The following is a 278-nucleotide window of genomic DNA, read 5'->3' on the forward strand; positions in this document are numbered from 1 at the left end:
AACGAGGTCAACGGGCTGACCCCGGACCGCTACCCATCGCGGCCGTTCGCCAGCATCGCCTCGGTCGGCTTCGCGCTGACCGCCTATCCGATCGGCATCGAGAACGGCTGGGTCAGCCGCAACCAGGCGATCGACCGGACCCTGACCACCCTGAAATTCTTCCGCGACGTGCCGATGGGCCCGCAGCGCACCGGCAAGGCCGGTTACAAGGGCTTCTACTACCACTTCCTGGACATGCAGGAAGGCCGTCGCTACGACAGCTGGGTCGAACTGTCCTC

General features: G+C 65.5%; 1 pseudogene. It reads left to right on the forward strand.

Features of this window, described 5'->3' with window-relative positions:
• Window positions 1–278, forward strand: a pseudogene (locus EN853_RS33755) (Tat pathway signal protein); the annotation flags it as partial.

It is taken from the genome of Mesorhizobium sp. M1C.F.Ca.ET.210.01.1.1 (assembly GCF_004791585.1).
Lineage (GTDB): Bacteria > Pseudomonadota > Alphaproteobacteria > Rhizobiales > Rhizobiaceae > Mesorhizobium.